13 protein-coding genes and 2 CRISPR repeat arrays are annotated in these 20,553 nt (G+C 70.7%); of the genes, 1 reads left to right on the top strand and 12 read right to left on the bottom strand.

Translation table 11 applies throughout. The features are described 5' to 3' along the window. The 3 genes from BJP40_RS35515 to BJP40_RS13205 all read right to left on the bottom strand — a co-directional run. A partial coding sequence (locus tag BJP40_RS35515; protein ID WP_226962383.1) for a choice-of-anchor A family protein occupies nucleotides 1-1,157 on the bottom strand: 1,157 nt, incomplete at its 3' end. Nucleotides 1,158-1,364: 207 nt separating this feature from the next. Then, a complete protein-coding gene (gene acnA, locus BJP40_RS13210; protein WP_071264367.1) occupies nucleotides 1,365-4,082 on the bottom strand; it encodes an aconitate hydratase AcnA in 2,718 nt (905 codons plus the stop codon). 736 nt (nucleotides 4,083-4,818) lie between these two features. Further along, complete coding sequence (locus BJP40_RS13205; protein WP_071280535.1) at nucleotides 4,819-5,406, bottom strand: hypothetical protein; 588 nt, start codon at nucleotides 5,404-5,406, stop codon at nucleotides 4,819-4,821. Nucleotides 5,407-5,959: 553 nt separating this feature from the next. Here BJP40_RS13205 and BJP40_RS13200 point away from each other — a divergent pair. After that, nucleotides 5,960-7,489 carry a UDP-N-acetylglucosamine 1-carboxyvinyltransferase gene (locus tag BJP40_RS13200; protein ID WP_071280534.1) on the top strand — a complete coding sequence of 510 codons (1,530 nt, stop codon included), beginning with the start codon at nucleotides 5,960-5,962 and terminating at the stop codon, nucleotides 7,487-7,489. Between the two features lie 70 nt (nucleotides 7,490-7,559). Here BJP40_RS13200 and BJP40_RS13195 read toward each other — a convergent pair whose 3' ends face one another. From BJP40_RS13195 to cas3, 9 genes are all read right to left on the bottom strand, one after another. Continuing rightward, nucleotides 7,560-8,444, bottom strand: coding sequence for an IS5 family transposase (locus BJP40_RS13195; protein ID WP_079171143.1), 885 nt, complete (start codon nucleotides 8,442-8,444; stop codon nucleotides 7,560-7,562). A gap of 168 nt (nucleotides 8,445-8,612) precedes the next feature. Beyond that, nucleotides 8,613-9,128: a CRISPR direct-repeat array (repeat unit 28 nt; unit sequence GGACTACCCCCGCGGGTGCGGGGACGAC). 21 nt (nucleotides 9,129-9,149) lie between these two features. Further along, nucleotides 9,150-9,497 (bottom strand): type I-E CRISPR-associated endoribonuclease Cas2e, encoded by a 348-nt coding sequence (gene cas2e / locus BJP40_RS31730; RefSeq protein ID WP_079171141.1) that lies wholly within the window; start codon nucleotides 9,495-9,497, stop codon nucleotides 9,150-9,152. After that, the gene (gene cas1e, locus BJP40_RS13190; protein WP_071280532.1) at nucleotides 9,494-10,480 is read right to left on the bottom strand and encodes a type I-E CRISPR-associated endonuclease Cas1e; all 987 of its coding nucleotides are present in this window, start codon (nucleotides 10,478-10,480) and stop codon (nucleotides 9,494-9,496) included. The genes cas2e and cas1e overlap by 4 nt, the downstream gene beginning before the upstream one ends. After that, a complete protein-coding gene (gene cas6e / locus BJP40_RS13185; protein WP_071280545.1) occupies nucleotides 10,473-11,270 on the bottom strand; it encodes a type I-E CRISPR-associated protein Cas6/Cse3/CasE in 798 nt (265 codons plus the stop codon). The genes cas1e and cas6e overlap by 8 nt, the downstream gene beginning before the upstream one ends. A gap of 5 nt (nucleotides 11,271-11,275) precedes the next feature. Next, a complete protein-coding gene (gene cas5e / locus BJP40_RS13180) occupies nucleotides 11,276-12,067 on the bottom strand; it encodes a type I-E CRISPR-associated protein Cas5/CasD (RefSeq protein ID WP_071280531.1) in 792 nt (263 codons plus the stop codon). Further along, nucleotides 12,067-13,227 (bottom strand): type I-E CRISPR-associated protein Cas7/Cse4/CasC, encoded by a 1,161-nt coding sequence (cas7e, locus tag BJP40_RS13175; protein WP_071280530.1) that lies wholly within the window; start codon nucleotides 13,225-13,227, stop codon nucleotides 12,067-12,069. The genes cas5e and cas7e overlap by 1 nt, the downstream gene beginning before the upstream one ends. A 92-nt stretch (nucleotides 13,228-13,319) precedes the next feature. Continuing rightward, nucleotides 13,320-14,462, bottom strand: coding sequence for a type I-E CRISPR-associated protein Cse2/CasB (gene casB, locus BJP40_RS13170; RefSeq protein ID WP_071280529.1), 1,143 nt, complete (start codon nucleotides 14,460-14,462; stop codon nucleotides 13,320-13,322). Then, the gene (casA, locus tag BJP40_RS13165; RefSeq protein ID WP_079171140.1) at nucleotides 14,459-16,129 is read right to left on the bottom strand and encodes a type I-E CRISPR-associated protein Cse1/CasA; all 1,671 of its coding nucleotides are present in this window, start codon (nucleotides 16,127-16,129) and stop codon (nucleotides 14,459-14,461) included. Before casA ends, casB begins: the two co-directional genes overlap by 4 nt. 321 nt (nucleotides 16,130-16,450) lie before the next feature. Then, entirely contained in the window at nucleotides 16,451-19,360 is a 2,910-nt protein-coding gene (gene cas3 / locus BJP40_RS13160; RefSeq protein WP_256220732.1) for a CRISPR-associated helicase Cas3', read from the bottom strand. Nucleotides 19,361-19,506: 146 nt separating this feature from the next. Next, nucleotides 19,507-20,266: a CRISPR direct-repeat array (repeat unit 28 nt; unit sequence GTCGTCCCCGCACCCGCGGGGGTTGTCC). Nucleotides 20,267-20,553: the final 287 nt, after the last annotated feature.

Below are 20,553 nucleotides of genomic sequence, written 5' to 3'. Positions count from 1 at the left end.
AACACCGCACCACTGTCCGCATCCCGCTTCACCACCCGCACCTCACCCCGCACAGGCTGCGGGGTGGAGCCGCAGTCCGGCAGGTCGCCGGTGAAGGGGTAGGCGTGGAACTCCTGGCCGCCGCCGCCCGTGGCGGCGCTGGTGTGGACGAGGGAGCCGGTGGTGAAGAAGCGGCCGTTGATGCCGGGGAGGGTCACCGTGGTGCGGGACTCCTGGGCGCCGACCAGCACGCTGCCCTGGAACTGGCCCGTGCCGGCCAGGGAGAGCGCGGTGCTGTCGGGGAAGTTCCACAGGAGCCGCTCCCGGTACCCGTTCAGCGGGTCCGTGGCGTCGTCGATGCCGCCGCTGTAGGTGCTCAGCACGCGGTTCGCGCCGAAGATGTTGACGAGGATCGTGGCGCCCGCGGGGATGTTCCTGAAGACCAGGCCCTGCTGCCCGCCACCGGCCGTCGTGAGGTCGAAGTCGACGTTGAAGACCTGGAGCGCCGAGGTGCCGTCACCGGTGAAGAGGGTCTGGCCGCCCTGGTTGACGGCCGTGCCGGTGGCGGGCCTGGGGCTGCCGTCCACGCGGGCGTAGCACTGGCTCGCGTCGGTGAGCTGGTCGCGGAGCGCCCGGTAGGAGGCGGTGGCCCGCGGGTCCCGGACGGTGGTGCCCTCGATCGTGCCCGTGGCGGTGCCGGCGTGCCGGACGACGCCGCCTTCGGCGATGAGCCGCTGGCCGGTGGCCACGGTGACGTCGCCGCCGGTGACGAGGAAGTCGGAGCCGGCGGGCGGCGGGACCCGGGAGCCGACGCCCACCACACCGACGTTGTACACGGCGCTCGCGCCGGTGTCCTTGGCCATGTCGAAGTCGTCGAGGACCACGACCCGGCCCTCCGCCTCGGCGGCCCGGCCGCGCACGAGGAAGTCCGCGCCTACGAAGATGTTGACGCCGTCGTCCCGGTGGGTGATGGGGCCGTTGTTGATGCCCGGGTGGCGGTCCGGGCAGCTGTCCCCCACGCAGGGGCCGAGGCCCCCCGGGAGCGGGGCCGCCGCCGCCTCCTGGGCGGCGGGGCCGAGAAGCACGGCGGGTACGGTGGCTGCGGCGACCGCGCAGGTGACGCCGGCCGACCTGGCTCGGGCTCGCAGACCTGCGAGCCGGCGACTGATCGTTTTCATGCGGCCCAGCGTCGGGGACGCGCGGTGCCCCCGCGCGCGGCAACACTCCCCGGTCCCACCGTCGCCGCACCAGTTCATTCCGCCGGATCTCCCGGGTGGCGGCGGGGCCCGTTCCGTGCCGGGGTGGCCGCGGCCACCGGGAAGGCGGAAGGGCCGCACCCCGTACGGAACGGGGTGCGGCCCTCAGCCGCGGGGGCCTGCCGGGATTCAGCCGCGGATCAGGTTGCGCAGCACGTACTGCATGATGCCGCCGTTGCGGTAGTAGTCGGCCTCACCGGGGGTGTCGATGCGGACGACCGCGTCGAAGTCGACGCCCGTGTCGGTGGTGACCTTCACCGTGCGCGGGGTGCGGCCCTCGTTCAGCTCGGTGACGCCCGCGATGGAGAAGGTCTCCTCGCCGGTCAGGCCGAGGGACTCGGCCGTGGCGCCCTCCGGGAACTGGAGCGGGAGCACGCCCATGCCGATGAGGTTCGAGCGGTGGATGCGCTCGTAGGACTCGGCGATGACGGCCTTGACGCCGAGCAGGGCCGTGCCCTTGGCGGCCCAGTCGCGGGACGAGCCGGAGCCGTACTCCTTGCCCGCCAGGACGACCAGCGGGATGCCGGCGGCCTGGTAGTTCTGGGAGGCGTCGTAGATGAACGAGACCGGGGCGTCGTCCTGCGTGAAGTCGCGGGTGTAGCCGCCCTCGGTGCCCGGCGCGATCTGGTTGCGCAGGCGGATGTTGGCGAACGTACCGCGGATCATGACCTCGTGGTTGCCGCGGCGCGAGCCGTAGCTGTTGAAGTCGCGGCGCTCCACACCGTGCTCGGTGAGGTACTTGCCGGCCGGGGTGTCGGCCTTGATGGCGCCGGCCGGGGAGATGTGGTCGGTGGTGACCGAGTCGCCCAGCTTGGCCAGGACGCGGGCGCCGGAGATGTCCTCGACCGGGGCCGGGTCCATGGTCATGCCCTCGAAGTACGGGGGCTTGCGAACGTAGGTGGACTGCGGGTCCCACTCGAAGGTGTTGCCGGTCGGGATCGGCAGCGCCTGCCACTGGGCGTCGCCGGCGAAGACGTCCGCGTAGGACTTCGAGAACATGTCCTCGCCGATGGCGTTGGCGACGACGTCGTTGACCTCGGCCTCGGTCGGCCAGATGTCCTTCAGGAAGACCGGGTTGCCGTCCTGGTCGGTGCCCAGGGCGTCCTTGGTGATGTCCACCTTCATGGAGCCGGCGAGGGCGTAGGCGACCACCAGCGGCGGGGACGCCAGGTAGTTCATCTTGACGTCGGGGTTGATGCGGCCCTCGAAGTTGCGGTTGCCGGAGAGGACCGAGGTGACGGCGAGGTCGTGGTCGTTGACGGCCTTGGAGACCTCCTCCGGCAGCGGGCCGGAGTTGCCGATGCAGGTGGTGCAGCCGTAGCCGACGAGGTTGAAGCCGACCTTGTCGAGGTACGGGGTGAGACCCGCCTTGTCGAAGTAGTCGGTGACGACCTTCGAGCCCGGGGCGAGGGTGGTCTTGACCCACGGCTTGCGGGTCAGGCCCTTCTCGACCGCCTTCTTCGCCACGAGCGCCGCGGCGACCATGACGTACGGGTTCGAGGTGTTGGTGCACGAGGTGATGGCGGCGACCGTCACGGCGCCGTGGTCGATCTCGTACGTCGACCCGTCGGGCGCGGTGACCGGGACCGGCTTCGACGGCGCGCCGTTCGGCGTGTTGGCAGGGGCGTCGGACGCAGGGAAGGACTCCTTGCCCGCCTCGTCCACGTCGTCGACGTAGTTGCGGACGTCCTGGGCGAACTGCTCGGCGGCGTTCGCGAGGATGATGCGGTCCTGCGGGCGCTTCGGGCCGGCGATCGACGGGACGACCGTCGACAGGTCCAGCTCCAGCTTCTCCGAGAAGTCGGGCTCGGCGGACGGGTCCAGCCAGAGGCCCTGCTCCTTGGCGTACGCCTCGACGAGGGCGACCTGCTGCTCGGAGCGGCCGGTGAGGCGCAGGTAGTTCAGGGTCTCGCCGTCGATCGGGAAGATCGCGGCGGTGGAACCGAACTCCGGCGACATGTTGCCGATGGTGGCGCGGTTGGCGAGGGAGGTGGCGGCGACGCCCTCACCGTAGAACTCGACGAACTTGCCGACGACACCGTGCTTGCGGAGCATCTCGGTGATGGTCAGCACCAGGTCGGTGGCGGTGGTGCCGGTGGGCAGCTCGCCGGTCAGCTTGAAGCCGACGACGCGCGGGATCAGCATGGAGACCGGCTGGCCGAGCATGGCGGCCTCGGCCTCGATGCCGCCGACGCCCCAGCCGAGCACACCGAGGCCGTTGACCATGGTGGTGTGCGAGTCGGTGCCGACGAGGGTGTCGGGGTACGCCTGGCCGTTGCGGACCATGACGGTGCGGGCCAGGTGCTCGATGTTCACCTGGTGGACGATGCCGGTGCCGGGCGGGACGACCTTGAACTCGTCGAACGCGGTCTGGCCCCAGCGCAGGAACTGGTAGCGCTCCTTGTTGCGGCCGTACTCCAGCTCGACGTTCTGGCCGAAGGCGTCCTTCGTGCCGAACTTGTCGGCGATGACGGAGTGGTCGATGACCAGCTCGGCCGGCGCCAGCGGGTTGATCTTCGACGGGTCGCCGCCGAGCTCCTTGACGGCCTCGCGCATGGTGGCGAGGTCCACGACGCACGGGACACCGGTGAAGTCCTGCATGATCACGCGGGCAGGCGTGAACTGGATCTCCTGGCTCGGCTGGGCCTGGGAGTCCCAGCTGCCGAGCGCGCGGATGTGGTCGGCGGTGATGTTCGCGCCGTCCTCGGTGCGGAGCAGGTTCTCCAGCAGGACCTTGAGGCTGTAGGGCAGGCGAGCCGAGCCCTCAACCTTGTCCAGCCGGAAGATCTCGTACGACTCGTCGCCCACGCGCAGCGTGCTGCGGGCGTCGAAGCTGTTCGCCGACACGACAGTCTCCTTCATCAATGTGCGCGTTCAACCGCATCCTGCCGCCACAGGCTTGTCACCGATCCGCTAAGGTAAGGCTTAGTTAGGTGACCCTTACCCAGGCGGGCGGCCGCGGTGCGTCGTCAGCAGATATCTCGATGTCGAGATAACACTAGTACATCACCGCGGCAAGGTCATGCCCGGGAGGCTTGATCTCTCGCAGCGAAGGTCGAGCCTCCCCAGCTAAGGCTGGCGGCCGCCCGGCGCTCCCGGCCCAGGTCGGGTGGCCGCTCGGCCCGGCCGCCCGGGGAGACGGCGGGGGAAGCGTCACACGCGTACGGCGATCCCGCACTCAGCGCCCTCGACCTGGACCTCTTCGAAGCCCGCCGATGTCGGCGTGTCACGTCGGGTGCCGGGGGGAGCGTCCGGTTCGAGGGTGTGGCGCCGGTACGCGGGCTCCGGCGGACCAAGGGTGCCCGCGGCTTGCCGGGCCGGTACCACGGGGTGACGCCCGGCGGCCATGTGGGCTACGAGTCGTGGAGTCGCGGTCGAGCACCACCTCACCAGTCACTCCGGCTGCCCGGCGGACATGCGAGCCACGAGTCGCGGCTGGAGCGGGGCCGGCTGATTCTGCCGGACTTCGCCCCGCAGGTGGCGGGGCTCGCCTCCCGGCCGTTCTGGCTGCTATTCCTCACACGGCACCCGGCGGAGAGCCGTTCCCCAGCCGGGCCGTCCCGGTCCGGCTTTCACCGGCTCGTCAGTCGAAGAGGTCCTGGAAGTCCGGCCCGGAGCTGCCGGCGCGGGCGGAGCGTGCCCGCATGGGGCGCGGCTCCGGGTACGTCGCCGCCGCGGCCTTCTCGCGTACGGCGTCCGGCCCGCCGCACGCCGCGACGGCGAAGGCACCGAAGGTGCCCGCGAAGGCGGCGGGGTCCTGGAACTCCAGGCCGTACGCCCGGCCGTCGCGCAGCGGTATCCACACCACCCGCACGGAGCGCGGCCATTGCGAGACCGGCCGGCCGTCCGCGGTCGACCGCCCTTCCAGCCACAGCCGCGCCACGTGCAGCAGGTTCACGTCTTCCATCTGCAGCCGCCTGCGCCGGATGCGCAGCCCGGAGGGCGTCAGCGTGACCCGCTGGTCCTTCTTCGGGTACCAGACGACGCCGATCCCGACCGGCGCGTACAACACGACACCGATCAGGGGCCAGACCAGGGCGTCACCCCACGAGCGGAGCAGCCCACCGTCCACCAGGTACAGGCCGCCGAGGACCAGGACCCACTTCGCCGTCATCTGCCAGAACCCGGCGCCCTGCCGATACAGGACCTGCCGCTTCCCCGTTGCTCCCATGTCCGCACGCTACCCGCGCCCCTCGGACCCCCGCCGGGCAGGCCGCCCATCGTGCCGGCTACCGATCACGCCGGCTCCGGCTTCGCGGCGGCCCGGCTTCCGTGTGGGCGAACCGATACACGGTGCGCCGGGACGCGGGGCTGTCGGCGCCGCGGCCCGGACACGCGCACACCGCACACGGGATGCCTCGGGCTTCGGGCGGCGTCGCCGGTACCACCGTCCCCGACATCCGGGCCGTGCGACGCTTCGAGCACGGACACGCAAGCCACGGCGCGATCCGGGCACTGAGCCGCCGCCCCTCGGCGGCCGGGTGGTTCACGGCGTCACCCTTCGGCTGCCCGCTCTGGAGGCGGAGCCTGCCCCACATCCGGTTTGACCGACATGAAGCTTTTCGCGGGGAATCTCCTGGATGTGGTGTATCCCGAGCTCCGTCGCGGGAACATGACTCTTTGTCGGATGTGCGAGGGCAGAACTGGCGTATGGTCGACGAGGGTTCACCCGATCGGCTCACCCAGATCCCAATCTCATCTCATATATGAGATAGCCTGCCGTCATGGCAGACGACTACCTCGTACGCATCGGCAGGCTCATCCGTGACGCCCGCCAGCACCGCGGCTGGACACAGACGCAGCTCGCCGAGGCGCTGGCCACCAGCCAGAGCGCCGTCAACCGTATCGAACGCGGGAACCAGAACATCAGCCTTGAGATGATCGCCCGCATCGGTGAGGCGCTGGACAGCGAGATCGTGTCGCTCGGCTACTCCGGGCCCATGCACCTGCGGGTCGTCGGCGGCCGCCGCCTCTCCGGTGCCATCGACGTGAAGACCAGCAAGAACGCCTGCGTCGCCCTGCTGTGCGCCTCCCTGCTGAACAAGGGCCGGACGGTGCTGCGCCGGGTCGCGCGCATCGAGGAGGTCTACCGGCTGCTGGAGGTGCTGAACTCCATCGGCGTCCGCACCCGCTGGATCAACGACGGCACGGACCTGGAGATCGTCCCGCCCGCCGAGCTCACGATGGAGGCCATCGACGCGGACGCGGCCCGCCGCACCCGCTCGATCATCATGTTCCTCGGCCCGCTCCTGCACCGCATGCGGTCCTTCAAGCTGCCGTACGCCGGCGGCTGCGACCTGGGCACGCGGACGGTCGAACCGCACATGATCGCCCTGCGCCGGTTCGGCCTGGACATCACCGCGACCGAGGGCCTCTACCACGCGGAGGTCGACCCGGGCGTCACGCCGGACCGCCCCATCGTGCTGACCGAGCGCGGCGACACCGTGACCGAGAACGCGCTGCTGGCCGCGGCCCGCCATGACGGCGCCACCGTCATCCGCAACGCCTCCTCCAACTACATGGTCCAGGACCTCTGCTTCTTCCTGGAGGCCCTGGGCGTACGGGTCGAGGGCATCGGCACGACGACCCTCACCGTCCACGGAGTGCCGCACATCGACGTGGACGTCGACTACTCGCCTTCCGAGGACCCCGTCGAGGCGATGAGCCTGCTGGCGGCGGCCGTCGTCACCGAGTCGGAGCTGACGATCCGCCGGGTGCCCATCGAGTTCCTGGAGATCGAGCTGGCGGTCCTGGAGGAGATGGGGCTGGACCACGACCGCTCGACCGAGTACACCGCGGACAACGGCCGCACCCGCCTGGTCGACCTGACCGTGCGCCCCTCCAAGCTGGAGGCGCCCATCGACAAGATCCACCCCATGCCGTTCCCCGGCCTGAACATCGACAACGTGCCGTTCTTCGCGGCCATCGCCGCGTCCGCGCAGGGCCAGACCCTCATCCACGACTGGGTCTACGACAACCGCGCCATCTACCTGACGGACCTCAACCGACTCGGCGGCCGTCTCCAGCTCCTCGACCCGCACCGCGTCCTGGTCGAGGGCCCGACCCGCTGGCGCGCCGCCGAGATGATGTGCCCGCCCGCCCTCCGCCCCGCCGTGGTGGTCCTCCTCGCCATGATGGCCGCGGACGGCACATCGGTCCTGCGCAACGTGTACGTCATCAACCGCGGCTACGAGGACTTCGCGGAGCGCCTCAACTCGGTCGGCGCGCAGATCGAGATCTTCCGCGACATCTGATGCGAGGATGCCGCCGCGCCCCGTCTGACCCGCTGGATGGCGGCTCAGAAAGTGTTGGGTAATCGGGTGATTACACGTCCTTGAGGTCGTCGGCGAGGCGGCGGGCTGCTTCGGTCTCGATGGGGCCGCGTGGTTCGATCTCTTCGCCGGCGAGGCGGGCGGCCATGAGCCTGATCATGGCAACCTTGATCATCGCTTCGGCGTGCGCGGTCTTGCGCTCGTAGTCCCGTGCCAACCGCCTGCACCGTCCCAGCCAGGAGAATGTCCGCTCGACCACCCACCTGCGGGGCAGCACCTGGAACCCTTTCACATCCGCGTTGCGCGGCACCGCGACGATCTCCAGGCTCTCGCGCTCGACCGCCCAGCCGACCAGGCCCGCATCGACCACGTTGACGTAGCCGCCGTCGACCCAGACCAGCCCGACCTGCGGAAACTCCTCCCTGACCCCGGCAAGGACCAGCTTCGCGCCCGCCCGGTCCTGCACCGACGCCGAGTGCACGACCGCCCGCAGCACCAGCCCGCACGTGTCCACGAGCAGGTGCCGCTTACGACCCCGGACACGCTTGCCGGCGTCGTAGCCGATCGCCTGCCCGCCCTGGTGACTGCGGGCCGACTGCGAGTCCAGCACCGCCGCCGAAGGCTGGGGATCCCGGCCGTCCTCCACCCGGACCCGATCACGCAACGCGTCGTGGACCCGGTCCCAGGTGCCGTCCGCCGTCCACGCCCTGAACCACCGGTAGGCCACGTCCCACGGGGCCAGATCGTGCGGCACCAGCCGCCACGCACACCCGCTGACCAGCACATACAACACGGTGTCCACGACCATCCGACGCGGAAACTCCAGCCGGCGGCCCGCCCGGCGGGGGTCTCGCACCGGCAGCAGCGGCTCGATCACCGCCCACTGAGCATCCGTCAACGACGAGTCATAGGAAGGCTTGCACACGCAGACACACATGGCGGTGATCGTCCCGGAACACCAGCCCGCAACGATCACCACCAGCCGACCACGCCCTGCAGTTGATCAATTACCCAACACTTTCTCAGTCGGGGCGCGGCGGTATCCGTGGGATTTCTCTGGGACTTTGGGCCTGTGACGGGCTCCCACGAGCCACTTCCTGACCTGTTCGCCTTCGCGCCGGTGCGGGGACGCCCGGGCCGCCGGAGACCTCGGCAATGTACCCCTGGGACTACCCCCGCGGGTGCGGGGACGACACACGCCTGTCCGCACTCATGCCGGGGCGGGAGGGACTACCCCCGCGGGTGCGGGGACGACCGCCGGTGAGGGTTCGGATGCGGGGGATACCGAGGACTACCCCCGCGGGTGCGGGGACGACGTGGTGCGTGGTGCTCTCCCCGGTAGCCGTCGGGGACTACCCCCGCGGGTGCGGGGACGACTCCGGCGCGGGCGGCGCCACCGTGCCGACGAGCGGACTACCCCCGCGGGTGCGGGGACGACCCCGTTGGACATGTCGCTCTTGGCCCACACGGCGGACTACCCCCGCGGGTGCGGGGACGACGTTCTGGAAGGAGAAGACGGGCCCCCTCCCCAAGGACTACCCCCGCGGGTGCGGGGACGACGCAGGTCAGTCGCCCTGCCCGGTGAGCGAAGAGGGACTACCCCCGCGGGTGCGGGGACGACGCTTGCTCACCTTGGGTTTTGCTACGTGGTCATGCCGTTTTCCTTCACTAGGTTCGCCGGGGCCCATGGGCGTCCAGCGCTCCCCCTGGGTCTGGACATGAGGGTGAGTCCATCGAAGTCGGTCGGAGTCCAGCGGTCTTGACCGGCAGTGCGGACGGTCCATCCTTGTTCAGTCCGGGCAGGTTCGATCATTACTGCCTGTCCGTCGTGGATGCGTTCGGCAAGGACCTTCCACAGCCCGTCGCGGATGCGTGCGCTGGGGCTTCCGACGAAGACACCCGGGGCGACTTCGATGAACCAGCGGGTCAAGTGGCCTCGCAGGCCCGGAGGGGAGGCGATGAGGACCACGATCGTCGTCGCGGCACTCATGAAGGGGCGCTCCCGTCCGTGTCCGGGATGACGTTCAAGTGGCTGCCGGGGTCGAAGGGGTCCGATCCCCAGTTGCGGCCTCCGCTGACGATGCCTTCCTCCTCGTCCCACAGTCCGGCCAGGTCTTCTTCCGGCAGGACGGTGCCTTCGGGGACCAACAGGTTCTTGACGTCCGTGACGATGCGGGGCAGGAGCTTCTGCTGCACTACGGCGTCGCGGAGTGCTGTGCGCGCGTCGCGCTCCGAGGTCAGTCCCTTGGCCGCAAGGTCGAAGGCCAGGGGGATGGTGAGCTCCGCCTTGTAGAGGTCGGCGATGTCCAGGACGAAGGACAGGGCGGATCCCGTGTGGACGAAGCCGAGGCCAGGGCTGGCGCCGATGCCGGTGATGACGGCGTGGCAGATGCCGTACAGAGCGGAGTTCGCCGCGGACAGCAGCCGGTTGACGTCGTCGCCTGCCGCGAAGGCGTCTCCGGGTTTGTAGTCCCGCTTGGTCCAGGGCACCTTGGTGCGCTCGGAGTGTTGGGCGTAGAGGCGGCGGACGCGGGTGCCCTCCCGCCCTCGTAGTTGCTGGAGGGTGAGGCCGGAGGTCTTCTCACCTGGGAAGCGGATGTCGTACATGCGGCGGGCGACTGCGACGCGTTCTTTGGGGCGGGTGACCAGCCACGCCTGGCGCAGTTGGAGGTGGGAGCCGCGCGCGACGCCGTGACCGGAGGCGTACAGCCGGACGCCGTGCTCGCCGACCCAGCACAGGGAGGTGCCGGAGTCGGCGAGCAGGGTGACGGCTGCGTGGGTGATGCGGCTTCCGGGCCCGATGAGGAGGACGGCGAGCCAGGCCGCCGGTACGTGGACGACGCGTGCCTTGTTGACCAGGACGACGGCGTTGTCGTCGCGGTCGATGTGGCAGCGTTCGACGTACAGGCTGGAGACGCGGTCCTCCAGCCTGTGTACTTCCTGCGGGCCCGCCCGCCACCACGGCTCAGGCATGCGTCGCCTCTGCCATCGCCTCTGCCGGGGCCAGGGTGAGCAGGCCCTGCCCGTACCCCTTGGCGGGCCCGATGCCGGTCAGCAGTGCCACGCGCAGCGCGTCGGGGTCGGTGACTCTCAGCCGCCCTTCGAAGGTGGCCGTGGAGAGGGTGACCCGCGGCCCGCCCCGGTGCTTGGTGAAGCGCAGGATGTCGCGGCTGACGATCGACACGGCGGGCCCAGGGGTGATCGGGCCGTCGGCTTCGACTCCCGGGGCCGGCGGGTCGAGGGAGGCGTCGGGGATGGTGAAGCCGTGGCGTTCGGCACGGGCGAGGAGCCAGCTGAGTTGCTGGGCCGCGGTCCGGTGGGCCACGCGGAAGCCGCGTGGGCGGCGGTCGGTGGCGTCGGGCCGGTGTGCGTGGGCCTTGAGCCGGGCGTCTTGCTGCTCGCTCGGCTTGGTGGGGCGTGGCACGGTCTGGACTGGGTTGGCGGTGAGGCGGAAGCCGAACTCCTTGCCGAGGGTGATGCGCTCGAGGAGGGGCGTGTAGTCGGCGATGAGCGGTGTACCGCCGTCGGCGCCGGGCCATCCTGCTTCGTCGACGAGGTGCTGCCAGGAGGGGCGGCTTTCGGTGAGCGCGAGGATCTCGGCACGGTGTGGGGTGTCGTGTTCGACCCGCCACAGGACCCGTTCGGTGACCGGCTGTACGGCGAGTCCGGCAAGGACCGCCGCGTGCAGGCGGTGGGGGCTGGACAGCAGGGAGGCCGCCGTACGGCGCCGGGGGTTCAGGGGGATCTTTGACAGGTAGGACATCAGGGTCACCAGCCCAGGAGAGCGAACGGGTCGTGGCCGGGGTTGGCCGGCAGGGACTTCCCGCCGGCGGGTTCTTTGGCTTGCCGGCCGGTGGGGACGGTGACCCACAGGTGCCGGACGTCCCGGCGTCCGAACAGGGTGCCGGTCTTGAGGTCGTAGGTGTCGGGGACGTCGACGGCTACTTGGTCGCCTGCGGGATCTTCAACCGTGGCTTCCAGGTGCACTTCCGTCGTCCGAGTTTGTTTGCGGCGGTGGGCGGATGCCTGCCAGGGCACGGCCGCCAGCGCGTCGGGGAGCTCAGCGTCGTCCCGCAGGCCGAGGCTGACCGGTCCGGTGGGGGGACAGGAGCGGCGGCCGAGGGAGAGCGGGTAGCAGGGGTGGCGTACGGCGTGCTCCAGGCGCTCCAGGAGGGGCGCGGGCCCGCGTAGCGCGGCGACGAAGACGGCATCCTGGAGATAGAAGCGCTGGGTGACGCTGGTGTACTTGGCGGGGCTGGTCTTCGTCTGCACGCCCTTGGCGTTCACCTTGGCGGAGGGCAGCGGCAGGCCGCGGGGGTCGCTGGCCGTGTGGTAGTCGCGCAGGAGCGAGCCCGGCTGATCAACCCGCACGCCGAGCCGGAGGCCGACCAGGTCGGTGATCGACGCTTCGCGGGTGCGGCCTTCGGCTGCCGCGAGGAGGCCGAGGACGCCGGACTTGGTGGGCTGGGGCCGGGTCTCGCGCCGGTTGTAGCGGGAGGGACCGCCCCACGACTGCAGCGGGGCGGCCAGCCTCAGGACGAGGACGGCGTGGTCGGTCATCAGGCGTCGGCCTTCGTGATCTCGCGGCCTGTCAGCCACTGCCGGACCAGGTCGCCGAGCGAGTCGAGCAGTGTCGGGAACGCGACGGACGGGCCGAACACCTCGGTGATCTTGTCGGCCTCGACGTTGTAGGCGGCCAGGGTCCTGACCGGTTCGGCGCCCCAGGTAGCGGCGACGGACTGCAGCTCGCCCGCCAGGCGGACGGCGGACTCGGTGGCCAGGCCGGTGACGCCGACGACGGGCTCCTCGTAGGCGGAGACCAGGTTCACCGGCTGGTCGGTGCGCACGGTGAGGAGCACCAGGTGGGGCAGGGTGCGGTGGGCGAAGGAGTTCTGGTGGCCGGTGGGCATGGACCGGGTGAAGGCGTCGACGAACCGGACGGCCGCCTCGCGCGTGGCGTCCGGGGAGCTGAGGTTGTCGCGCAGCTGGTGGACGCCGAGCACCGCGTAGCGGTAGAGGGTGGAGGAGTTGAACTCGACGGTGCCGATCATGCCCGCGCCGTGGTCGTCGGTGTTCTCGTCGTCGACAGCGGTGTAGTAGTCGAACTCGGTGCGCACGGCATGGGTGGACAGGGCGTGGGCGACCTGGACGGCGGCGTCCACGTTGAGGGCGGGCAGGTCGGCGACCATGCGTCCGAACAGTGCGACCTCCGCCGGGTGGCCGGTGGTGAGGGTGGCGACCACCGGGAGCTTGCCCACTTCGGCCTTGAGGTCCGCGTCGGGCAGGGCGGCCAGTTCCTCGGCGCGACCTTTGAGGAGCTCGACGATCGCGTCGAGTTGGCGCTTGCCGAAGAAGAGCAGGTAGGCGGACTGCTCTTCCTTCCTGGACGACTTGGTGATCCCCAGGGGTTCCAGCAGGGCGGCTGACAGGCGGTCGGCCTGGGCGTCATCCAGCCCCGCGCCGCCCTCCGCGGCCGGACGGGCGAGCCGCTCGGCAAGCAGGGCGGCGATGCGCTTGGTCCTGGTCGCGCGGTCGGCCGGCTCGACGGCCTTGGCGAACTCGGTGCGGGTGGCCCGCTTCCATGCCTGGGAGGAGACGCGGGCCCGGCGGGCGCCGCCGTAGAGCGCCTGCTTCGGGGTGCCGGAGTCGTCGCGGTTGGCGTTGGAGGGGGGCAGGCTCTGCAGGATGTGAACCTCGACGAACAGGGTGGGCTGAGGCATCAGCGGGCTCCTTGGAGACATGGGGCATCACTACAGGGCGATGCGGAACCGAGACAGAGGAAGGGAGAAGTCGGTGCCGGACGGCACCGCCGTCAGGACTTGTTCGGCTTGGGCTCGACGCGGAAGCCGCGGTCCCAGCCATTGCGCAGACGGCTTTGGACATCCGGCTGCTTGGGGTCGTCCCAGGTGCGCAGCGCCGTGCGCACCTGGTCGTAGTCGAGACCGATCCCGGCGCGGGCCAGGAGGGTGACGAAACCCCGCAGGTGCATCGCCAGCTCGCCGGTGTCAATCGAGGTGAGGAGGGCCCCGAACCGGCGTTCCAGCGCCTCTGCTCCGCTGCCGTTCTTCGCCAGGAGAAGGCGTGCGGCGATGCCGGGGCTGGTGCCGGGGATGTGCATCTGCCGCCGCTGGCCTTGCTGGTGAAGCCCGAAAAGAGTGAGCGTCACGTGCTCGGCGATCAGGTCCCTGGTCAGGGCCCCGGTGTCGCGGAGGCTCTCGGGCATGCGGGGCCGGTAGTACGGCCACATCGCGGGGACGGTACCCGCCTCACGGCCTGTGCCGGACCTCAGGGCCGCGAGCTGCGCGCCGTTGTCCGCCTGGTCCGGTGTGAAACGGACCCAGTACGGGGCTGCCTCGATGCCGTTGCGCGCTGCGGCCGGTTCGGTGTACTGCAGCCCCCAGGCCCGAAGGACCCTGTCCCGGCCCGGCCCCTCCCAGCGGGTGAGGTCGCACAGCAGCCGGGTGTAGTCGAGGCCGATGCCCGCCTGCCTCAGCAACGGAACGAGCCGGTACAGGTGCTGGACGAGATCGTGGAGGTCCTGGGCGCCGGCGGCGGCCATCAGCCGCCGCTCCACGGCGCTGTCCGCGAGTGTGTCGGCGAGGCGCAGTTCCCGGCATGCCCTGCCCAGGCCGGTGCCTGGGCGGTGGGCGGGTTCGGCGGCTGCCTGCTGGTGTCGTCCGAAGAGGGCGAGCGCGGCGTGCTCGGCGATGTAGGAGTCCGGGAGCCGGTCCGATTCGAGGGCGGCGTCCGTCAGCCGCACCCGGTGGGCGTCCCGCATCGCCGGGACGGTGCCCGGCTCTCCGCTGATGCCGTCGCGCAGGCCGCGCAGCTTGCGCGTGATGTGCTCCGAGAACCCGGGGCGGTTCTCACGGGCGTGGGCGTGCCAGTCACTGACGGCCTCCTCCCAGAAGTAGGCGCGCCGGCTGTCACCTGCTTTGCCGATGGTGGTGGTCATGCCGCCGCCTCCCCACCGGTGGAGTTGTCCTCGGAGAGCCGGGGCAGGATCCCGGCGAGCTTCTTGTGGAAGAGGCCGACGGCTTTGCCGCTGCGGTACACATTCTCCTTGCCGTTGCTCTTCTCGACCCGCCCCGTGACGGCGCGCGGCGGCGCGGCGGCAAGCAGCGTCTCGGCCTCACGGATGGCCACCGCCCGCACGGACTGCTCCCAGGCGAGCTGGGCCCGTTCCAGCAAGTCGTGGTCATCACCGACCGTACGTAGCCCTGCCAACAGGCGGCGCATCGTGCCGTCGAGGCTGTGCAGGAGCCGGGAGGAGGGGTGCTGGCCCTTGTCCCACGGCACCGGCTCACCGCCGGAAGCCCGCCGCAGATCGCTGTGCAGGATGTCCAGGGCGCGACCGGCCTGGTCGGCCTGGCCGACGCATTCCAGGATCGCGGCGCGCAGCCAGTCGTCCTCGGCGAGCAGGGACGCCACCGGGAGCGGCAGGGTGTCACCGATGGCGTTCTCGACGACGGTGAACTTATTGCCGTACTCGAGGCCGCAGATCTCCACACCGAGTGGACAGTTGGCGGGCAGGAACCCGTCTGCGTGCAGATCGGCGAGCTGCCGGAGCAGGACGGAGGTGTAGGGGCCGTCACCCTCGACGGGCACGGCCAAGGCGAGCAGTGTGCTCAGGCCCTGCCAGGCAGAGCGGCCGGAGGTGTGGCGGCGGGGACGCCGCTGGGGCTGAGCGGCCTTCGGCTTCGCGACGTGCGACCAGGCGGTGTGCGGTTCGAGCTCCGGAGTCTGCGCGAGTCGGTCGCCGGCGCAGACGATCACACGCTGCACGTGCAGCCCGAACTCCGTCTCACACGGGACCAGCCGGATACGGCGGGCCTGGAACGTCAGCAGGTCCAGCAGCCCTCCTGCCGGGCGCGACGACCATTCGGGGCCGGCCGGTGACTTCCAGTGGGACGAGCGCTCGTCCCACGCCCACTGTGGACGGTCCGCCGGATCCAGCCCGTCGGGCAGGACCGGCGTGTTCAGCATCAGCGTCTCGTACAGGGTCCCACCCGTCGGTACGACCACGCCGAACTGGCCGAGCGGACCAGTCGGGTTCCCGGTCGTCTTGCCGTTCTTGGCCTGCGGATCGCCGACGGCCCCGGTCTTGATGGCGGCCGTGTCCCAGCACTGCGTGTGCAGCAGCCACAGCAGCGCCTGGCCGGGCGACAACAGCAGGTCGTCGCCCTCGGTGAGCGAGCTGAACAGCGGTACGTTGTTGCCGGACGCGATGGACGGTACGAGCTGCGCGGCCGACTTCGTCTCCCCGTTGAGTGCCTCCAGCCCGGCAACCTGAGCGAAGGGACGCTTGTCATCGAACAGTTGGAAACGGTTGCCGTAGCGGGGGCCGAGGTAGTCCGTCAGGCACGCCACCTCGTTATCCGAGAATCGGCCGCGCTCGAACCGCTCCGCCCACTCACTCCGCGTGCGCGGCACCCCGATGGCATCCCACATCACCGGCAACAACAGCTGACGCAGCAACGCGGGCAGCATCGTCGGCACCGGCACCTCCAGCCGCCGCACCGCGTACGCACTGGTCAGCACACCTAACAGACCGGTCGTGCTCACCGCGCCGTCGGTATCGACCGCGGTGAGCAAGCCGTCGTGGACAATGTCCGCACCCATGGTGCACCACCTTCAGAAATATTCATGGCGCGCATCGCCGGGACGCACAGGAGGACGAAGTAACTCGCCTTCAAAGCAGGACACTTGGCTTCTCAGCCACCCATCGGGAAGCTTGCACACAAGGTCTACTGCTTGCAACCGAATCAACGAGATTCGAGGGCTCCACACCGATACGTGTCCGGCGCAAGCGGCGACCCTGTACCCTGCCCGACGGCGCGGGGAGCCGCCCCTCCCCGAGGTCGGGGGTGTTCCCGTCTAGTGCTTCACGTCGTCCCCGCAGCTGCGGGGGTTACGGGACTCCGGGCCGGCTCCGCGCGCCGTTCACCCTCGTTCGACGACCAGTCCCAAGACACCGTCGTAGGAGACCCGGTCCGCACCCAGCAGGGCCGTCCCGTCCTCTTCCAGGACCAGTGCCCGCGCATACCGGAGCCAGGGGTGACCAGCCCACCCCGGCAACGGCGCGAGTCCGGTCTGCTCGGACTCTGCCGCCTCCGTGAGCCGGGCCGGCAGTCTCACCGTGCCCCCCAGAAGCCGGCCGACCGCGCTCTCGTCGTCCACCTCGCCGTGCACACCGATCCAGGTCCCGTCGAGCGCCCGGTACCCGCCGGCCGAACGCCGGACAATGACGGCCTCCACCGACCGCTCACCGTCCCGCACCACAGCGTCGAGATCCTCTGCGGACGCGGCCCGGCTTCCCGCATAGTGGAGCCCCTCCAATGTCGGCGCCCCCCATTCGCGGGGACGCGTCAGCAAGAACCCCTCCGCGTTCTTCTCCCGCTTCTCCTCCTGGACACGCCACACCTCCCGGGCGGCGCCCTCCCCCCATTCCGGCGGGCACGCCTCCGCCTCCCCATAGGCTCTGGCGACCAGCTCCGGCACATCGGCAGGGATGCTCCACCCCGTGCCGGGTGCTCCCCCGCCCAACGGCCCCGCGGCCTCAGCGACCAGGGCGGCAGCCCTCAGCAGCGGCCACTCCCCGTAGATCTTCTTCGAGGTGGGCAGGAGGCGAGGACACCCTCCCGCACCGGCCACCACACCGGTCACCAGGACGCGCGGCTCGGCGACCGCGGACGGCCTCCGAGTCCCGCTGTGCCGGTGGAGCCGCCCGATACGCTGCAACAGCAGATCGACGGGGGCGAGGTCCGTGATCAGCAGGTCCGCGTCCACATCGAAGGACTGCTCGGCCAGCTGTGTCGCGACCACCACCATCCGCTCGGGCCGGCCCTCGCCAGCCTCTGGCCCGAGCAACCGCAGGCACTCCTCGGTCCGCTCCGCCCGATGAGCCGAGCAAAGACGCCCGTGCAGCAGCCGCACCTGCCCCTCGAAGCCGCCCTCCACCAGGGCACGATAGATGGCCTGGGCCCGGTCGACCTGGTTGACGACCACCAGCGCCACACCGCCCTCGGCCACCTCCCTCCCCACCACCGAGGCGATCATCTTCCCGTCCCCGGCGACGTCGGGAAGCCACTCGACCCGCGTCTGCACCGACGCGCGCCAAGGCGGCACCACACGCTGGGACGACTCCGCCACCCCCGCCCCGTCCAACGCATAGGCCACGGTGACACACGGGTAGCCGACGGGCTCCGGCACCGGGCACGACACATCAGCCGCACTCAGCGCACCCGACAAGTACGCGTCGACGAACGTCTGCCGCTGCGCCCGTGGAAGCGTCGCCGACAACAGGGCCACCGGAACCCTGGCCTGCCCGAGCCAGCGCAACGCCTCCAGCAGGAACTGCCGCATGTAGACGTCCGCGGCATGCACCTCGTCCACCACCACGACCTTGCCGACCAGCCCCGCGAAACGCAGCATCACGTGCCGCGTACGGGTCGCCGCGTGCAGGAGATGATCAACGGTACCGACTGCGAACGCCGTCAGAAGCCCCCGCTTGTTGCCCAGGAACCACCGAGCCGGGCCGTCCCGCTCCTCCCGCGCCCCGAGGCTGCCAGCCGACGACCAGGACGGCATACCGTATTCGGCATCCTCTTCAGTCGCTCCGTAGACATCGAACGGATCCGCGGACCACTCGTCCTCCGCGGCACACTGCCCGTCGGAGACCCCCCGGTCCCCGTCCCAGATCCGCCGCCACGTCGGATGGAAACGACGCTTGCCGTGCAACAGCGCGACCTGCGCCTCCAGGCCCGGATCGAACGACCGGACCCACTCCAGCACCTGCTCGTACATCGGATCACTCGTCGCCTGCGTCGGCATGGCCACGAAAACACCGTCCAGCCCGAACCGCGCTGCCAGCACCTCGGCTGCCGCCAGCGCAGCCTTCGTCTTGCCCTCCCCCATGGGAGCCTCGGCCACCATCAGACCCGGGACCGGCATCGACCAAGCCCGCTCCACCAGCTCCCGCTGCGAAGCCCTCGGACGGACCCCCAGCCGTCCGGTCAGGGGAGCGAAAGGATCCTCCGACGCGGCCAGCTCACTCCACCCGCCCCGTAGGCCGAGCCGTTCCCACGCCGCCTCGGCCCGCCGCCGGGACCCGGCAAGAGACACCTGCCGCGCCTCCGCGATCCCCGCGAACTGCTCGCTGTCACTGGCAATCCAGTCCGCCATGACGATCAACCCGGACAACGCCAGCTGCTCCGCCTTGTTCAAAGCACCCACCGGACGCACATCCGCCAGACCCGCAAATCCAACCGCCCGGGTGAACACATCCACGACCGCCCGCTGCACCTCCTCCCACGCAGCTCCGCGCCCCTGCACCTCCCGGTGCTGCGGCTTCAGCCCCCGGGCGGACGGAAACGTCCCGTGGTGACCGGCCACCAACGGCCACACCCACGCCGCGCTCTCCGCACTACCCCACTCCGCGACCAGCCTCGGACGCAGCAACGCGGCACCCGCCACGTCATGCCGCCACCGCTGCCGCCGATCCGCCGGCAATCGCCCCCACGTCAACCCCGCAGCCCTGACCGGAGCCGCCTCCACCTCATCCACAGCCTGAAAAGCCGGACACGCCTTCCCACAGTCATGAATCCCGCAGATCCACATGAGCCACAACCGCCCGCGCCCACCGCTGACATCCTCCAGCCGACGCCGCAACGCAGCGGACACGTACCGGTCCCACATCACCTCCGCCACGGCGGCGGTGTCCAGCAAGTGCCCGAGCAGCAGGTGCGTGCGCCCCCCGTTACGCGCCGCGGACTTCCCCCATAACCGCGACGCCCTGACGATGGTCTCCTCCGACCAGCCCATCGCCCGCATCAGGTCGACGATCGACCGCATGTGCTCCACCGGCGCAGCCTCCCTCGTACAGTGGACCCGCACCATAGGCCCACCCACTGACAACGCCCCTGAACCTCATGCCACAGCTCCCGACGCTCCTCAATGAAAAACACCCCACCTGCTAGCATCCGCGCAGGTCAAGAAGTGTCGTCCCCGCACCCGCGGGGGTTGTCCGGCCGGCGAGGTCTCCGGGTCGACGGGCGTCGCGTCGTCCCCGCACCCGCGGGGGTTGTCCTCGCGCCGAGCACTTCGGCGGCAGTCTCCTGGAGTCGTCCCCGCACCCGCGGGGGTTGTCCGAGGCGCGGGCGGTTCCAGTAGACCGCCTTGATGTCGTCCCCGCACCCGCGGGGGTTGTCCGCGGGGGTCCGAGGTGTCGAAGTCGCGGAGGCAGTCGTCCCCGCACCCGCGGGGGTTGTCCCCTGTTCACGCTCAGGGTGCCGACGCTGTGCACGTCGTCCCCGCACCCGCGGGGGTTGTCCCGGCAGCGTGAAGAGGCCGTAGTCCCTGCCGCCGTCGTCCCCGCACCCGCGGGGGTTGTCCCTGGTGTTGCGGCGGCCGGTCCACGAGTCGACGGTCGTCCCCGCACCCGCGGGGGTTGTCCGTGCAGCGCCCTGTACGAGCCCTCCTGCTGGGAGTCGTCCCCGCACCCGCGGGGGTTGTCCGGCGAATGGCGCGGCCTCCTCATCGCCTCCATGGTCGTCCCCGCACCCGCGGGGGTTGTCCGTCGTTCTGCTCGTCGGTGAGCTTCACGGCGCTGTCGTCCCCGCACCCGCGGGGGTTGTCCGTGGGCATATCAGGCACATCATCTGTTTCTGGGGTCGTCCCCGCAGCCGCGGGGATTGTCCCTGGCTGATGCAGCCCGTGCGGGACGCGATCGCGTTGTCCCCGCACCCGCGGGGGTAGCTCGGAGCGGGAGAGAGTCGTCGTCACGCCTGCCTCGTCGTCCTCCGGGAGTAGAGCCGAGCTGTGCGAGAGTCCGCGGTCACAGCCGTGGGAGCCCTCTGGGGTTCCCTGCCGCGGCAAGGGGCGTGACCCCGTCGGTCGAGACGCCGACGTCCACGGCCCTCACTCGCGCAGGCAGGCGCCGTCGCCGGTGCGGGCGGAGCCGTACCGGCCAGTGCGGTCCGGCCCGCCCCGGCTCCCCACCGCGGGGAACCCGCGATGGGACTGCGGGCCTCTGCGTTCGCGGGGGT

Source organism: Streptomyces sp. CC53 (genome assembly GCF_001865245.1).
Classification (GTDB): domain Bacteria; phylum Actinomycetota; class Actinomycetes; order Streptomycetales; family Streptomycetaceae; genus Streptomyces.
This window is presented reverse-complemented; position numbering and strand designations above follow the sequence as displayed.